Origin of the sequence: Pseudoalteromonas sp. SR45-5 (assembly GCF_014163565.1) — a bacterium.
Lineage (GTDB): Bacteria > Pseudomonadota > Gammaproteobacteria > Enterobacterales > Alteromonadaceae > Pseudoalteromonas > Pseudoalteromonas distincta.
On sequence record NZ_JACJDN010000399.1, the window covers coordinates 1 to 3,823 of the forward strand.

General features: G+C 40.1%; 3 protein-coding genes. All 3 read left to right on the forward strand.

The window, feature by feature from the left end; translation table 11 throughout:
- Positions 1-2 precede the first annotated feature (2 nt).
- Positions 3-1,748: an HAD-IIB family hydrolase gene (locus H5072_RS13995; protein ID WP_149603638.1), complete on the forward strand. Its 1,746-nt coding sequence runs from the start codon at positions 3-5 to the stop codon at positions 1,746-1,748.
- Complete coding sequence (locus H5072_RS14000) at positions 1,741-2,961, forward strand: glycosyl transferase (protein WP_002958673.1); 1,221 nt, start codon at positions 1,741-1,743, stop codon at positions 2,959-2,961. Before H5072_RS13995 ends, H5072_RS14000 begins: the two co-directional genes overlap by 8 nt.
- Before the next feature lie 55 nt (positions 2,962-3,016).
- Positions 3,017-3,823 (forward strand): alpha-amylase family glycosyl hydrolase (locus H5072_RS14005; protein ID WP_310735884.1); only part of this gene is annotated, 807 nt, incomplete at its 3' end.

A 3,823-nucleotide genomic window follows, 5' to 3' on the forward strand; every position in this document is an offset into this window, starting at 1 on the left:
CTATGTCAGAGGCCAATATTGTGGATATAACCCCGTTTTTAGCAAAACACCAACTGCCTTTAAAGTATCAATATTTGAGTGAGCAATATTTTGTTCCACTTGCGCATGACATCCTCGAATCTAAAAAAACAAATACTCCTATTTTTGTTGCCATAAATGGATGCCAGGGCTCAGGAAAAACAACACTCGCAGATTTTTTAGTTACGTGGTTTTCTAAAAACACACCACTTAACAGTGTTGCATTGTCTATTGATGACTTTTATTTAGCAAAACAAGCACGTACTGAGCTTGCCAAAGACGTACATCCTCTTTTTACTACTCGTGGAGTACCGGGTACTCACGACGTAGCGTTAATGAATAGCACAATAACTAACTTACTGGCAGGAGAGGTAAACGTACCGCTTCCACGTTTTAATAAACACGAAGACGACTGCGTGCCAACAAGTGATTGGCTAACAAATGAAAAGCCAGTTGATATTGTTATTTTAGAAGGGTGGTGCGTGGGCAGTGAGCCACAACCGCTGTTTTCATTGAGTGAGCCGCTTAACGAGTTAGAGCAACAGTTTGATAAAGAAGGCGTTTGGCGCCGCTGTGTAAATAGCTGTTTGGCAAATGAATATAAAGCCGTTTTTAACCTAATTGATTATACCGTTATGCTAAAAGCACCGAGTTTTAGTGATGTTTTTACATGGCGACAAGAGCAAGAACAAAAGCTAATAGCCAAAAAAGGTGAAGGCTCAGGCACCATGACTAACGAGCAATTGGTGTATTTTATTTCTCATTTTGAGCGCATTACGCGTGAGAACTTAAACACACTGAGCGCTAAAGCAAATGCTTTAATTGAACTTGATAGCAACCGAGATATTAGCGGTATGCACCTAACAAGTGATGACACCCTTCAACCTATTATTTTTACAGATTTGGACGGTACATTACTCGATCACGCCGATTACAATACAAATAATATCAGTGAGTTATTACAGCAGCTGCAAAATGCGCATATTCCTGTGGTGTTTAATACCAGCAAAACTTTTTGCGAAGTTATAGAGCTTAAAAACGATTTAAATATTCAACAGCCTTTTATTGTCGAAAACGGTGCAGCGGTATTTATTCCAGAAGACTATTTTGAATTAAAGCCAATTGGTTGTAAAAAAGTAGGCGCTTATTGGTGCTACGCAATGGCAAAGCCGTTATCGAGTTTATTAAATGATTTAAATACTTTAAAGGCGGATTATAAAGCGCATTACAAATTGTTTAGTGACTTATCGAGTGAGCAAATTTCAGAGCTTACCGGGCTAAACGATGCACAAGCAAGACGCGCACAAACTCGCGATTATTCAGACCCTCTTTATTGGTATGGCAATGACGAATTACTCACAGCCTTTGTAAACGATGTTGAAGCACTCGGCTACGATATAAAAATTGGCGGACGCTTCATTCATATTGCCAAAAATACCGATAAAAGCGCTGCACAGCAGTGGTTAGTTAAACAGTTTACCCATCATTTCAGAAAGCCTCTCACGGTTATAGCACTGGGTGATAGCGATAACGATAAGCAAATGTTAGAACACGCAAATATCGCCATTATTATTGCCAATCCGGCGAGTAAAAAGCCGGTTAAATTGTCGCACAACAAAGCACGATATTCTCAATCACCAGCACCGCTGGGCTGGATTGAAGAAATAACGTCGTTGCCGTGTATTAGCAGTATTTTAAGTATTTCTGAGGAGCAAACATCTCATGGCTGATTTTTACCAAAATGGCATTATTACAACACTACATAATATTGCCGACAGACCAATAGAAGACCTAGAAAAAGAGCTACTTACTTTTAGTAAGCAGCGCCCTATGGGGTTAATACTTCCTTCGTTATTTAGTGAACTTGAAGGCCCTGCGCTGCAAAATATAGTTAGTGAATTACGCGAAGTACCATATTTATCACAAATTACGATAGGCTTAGATAGAGCCGACGAAGCACAGTACCGTCATGCACTAGGCTTTTTTAAAGAGCTAAACCAAAATCATAAAGTATTATGGAACGACGGCCCACGCTTACAAGCACTAGATAAAGAATTACAAGAGCTAGGTGTTGCCCCACGCGAGCTGGGTAAAGGGCGTAATGTGTGGTACTGCATGGGCTATAAATTAGCAACAGCAGAAGTAGAGTCTATCGCGCTGCATGATTGTGATATTTTAACCTACGATAGAAGCCTACTTGCTCGCTTAATTTACCCCGTTGCGCATCCGCGTTTTAACTATGAATTTTGTAAAGGGTTTTACCCGCGTACTGCTAATGGCAAAATTAATGGCCGTGTATCGCGCTTATTAGTAACGCCACTGCTTCGCTCATTTAAAACAATTTTAGGCAATACCGACTACCTTGAATATATGGACTCTTTTAGATACCCACTTGCAGGTGAGTTTTCGTTTAGACGCGATGTATTAAACGATATTCGTATCCCAAGTGATTGGGGCCTTGAAATAGGTGTACTGAGTGAAATGTATCGTAACTATTCGCATAACCGCTTGTGCCAAGTAGATATTGCCGATAATTACGATCATAAACACCAAGAACTTTCACTTGATGATCAAAGTGCAGGTTTGTCTAAAATGTCGATTGATATTACTAAGGCATTGTTTAGAAAGCTGGCGACTCAAGGTGTTACTTTTACCAGCGAAACAATTCGTTCATTAAAAGCGACTTATTACCGTATCGGTTTAGATTTTATAGAAACGTATCATAACGACGCGCTAATGAACGGGTTAACGCTTGATGTACACCAAGAAGAAAAAGCAGTAGAAATGTTTGCACAAAATATTATGGAAGCAGGGCAACACTTTTTAGAAAACCCAATGGAAGCGCCATTTGTGCCAAGTTGGAACCGTGTTGTATCAGCAATGCCAGACGTACTTGAGCGCTTAAAAGAAGCCGTAGAGCTAGATAACGAAGAATATAGTTAACCTGCGTGCAGGTTAACTAGCCTATAAGTCTAAACAATAAATATTAGGGGCGCATGTGAGTACAGTTAGCGAATTATTTTTACAACGAGTAGAGCAACATCTTCATATTATTTATGAGGGTGTTGAGCTGCCTTTATCGGTTACTGAGCTTGCTCAGCAACTCATTAAAATTATACTAGGTAGCAATGCACTGCGCGACCCGACACCCCATACAAACCGGTGGGATGAACAAGATATAGTATTGATTGCTTATGGCGACTCTATTATTAAACACGATGATAGTGAATTTGCCGTATCGAGCCCAATGGAGGCACCGCTTAAAACACTACACAGGTTTATAAAAGAGCAATGTGATATGCAGTTAAATGCGCTGCACATATTGCCATTTTACCCGTACAGCTCAGACGAAGGCTTTGCCGTAATGAACTACGTGCAAGTGAATGAGTCCTTGGGTGATTGGCGAGATATTCAAAATATCGCTAAAGATGTAAAGCTAATGGCGGATTTGGTTATTAACCATTGCTCAAGCAGAAGTGTATGGTTTGAGAACTTTTTAAATGATTTACACCCGGGTAAAGACTATTTCAAAACGGCCAGCTTAACGGATGATTTAAGCCAAGTTGTACGCCCGCGTACGTCATCGTTATTAAATACTGTAACTACGCCAAGCGGCGAAAAACACGTGTGGTGTACGTTTAGTCACGATCAGGTTGATTTTGATTTTGCAAACCCCGAGGTACTTAAAGAGTTTATGGGAATAATTCGCCATTATTTAGACAATGGCGTGCGTTTATTTAGACTCGATGCGGTCGCATTTTTGTGGAAACAGCTTAATACAAGTTGTATTAACTTGCCGCAAACA

Bases quoted from the DNA above. Each gene is read 5' to 3' on its own strand.
- H5072_RS13995 (WP_149603638.1), top strand. From the start codon at position 3: ATGTCAGAGGCCAATATTGTGGATATAACCCCGTTTTTAGCAAAACAC.
- H5072_RS14000 (WP_002958673.1), top strand. From the start codon at position 1,741: ATGGCTGATTTTTACCAAAATGGCATTATTACAACACTACATAATATT.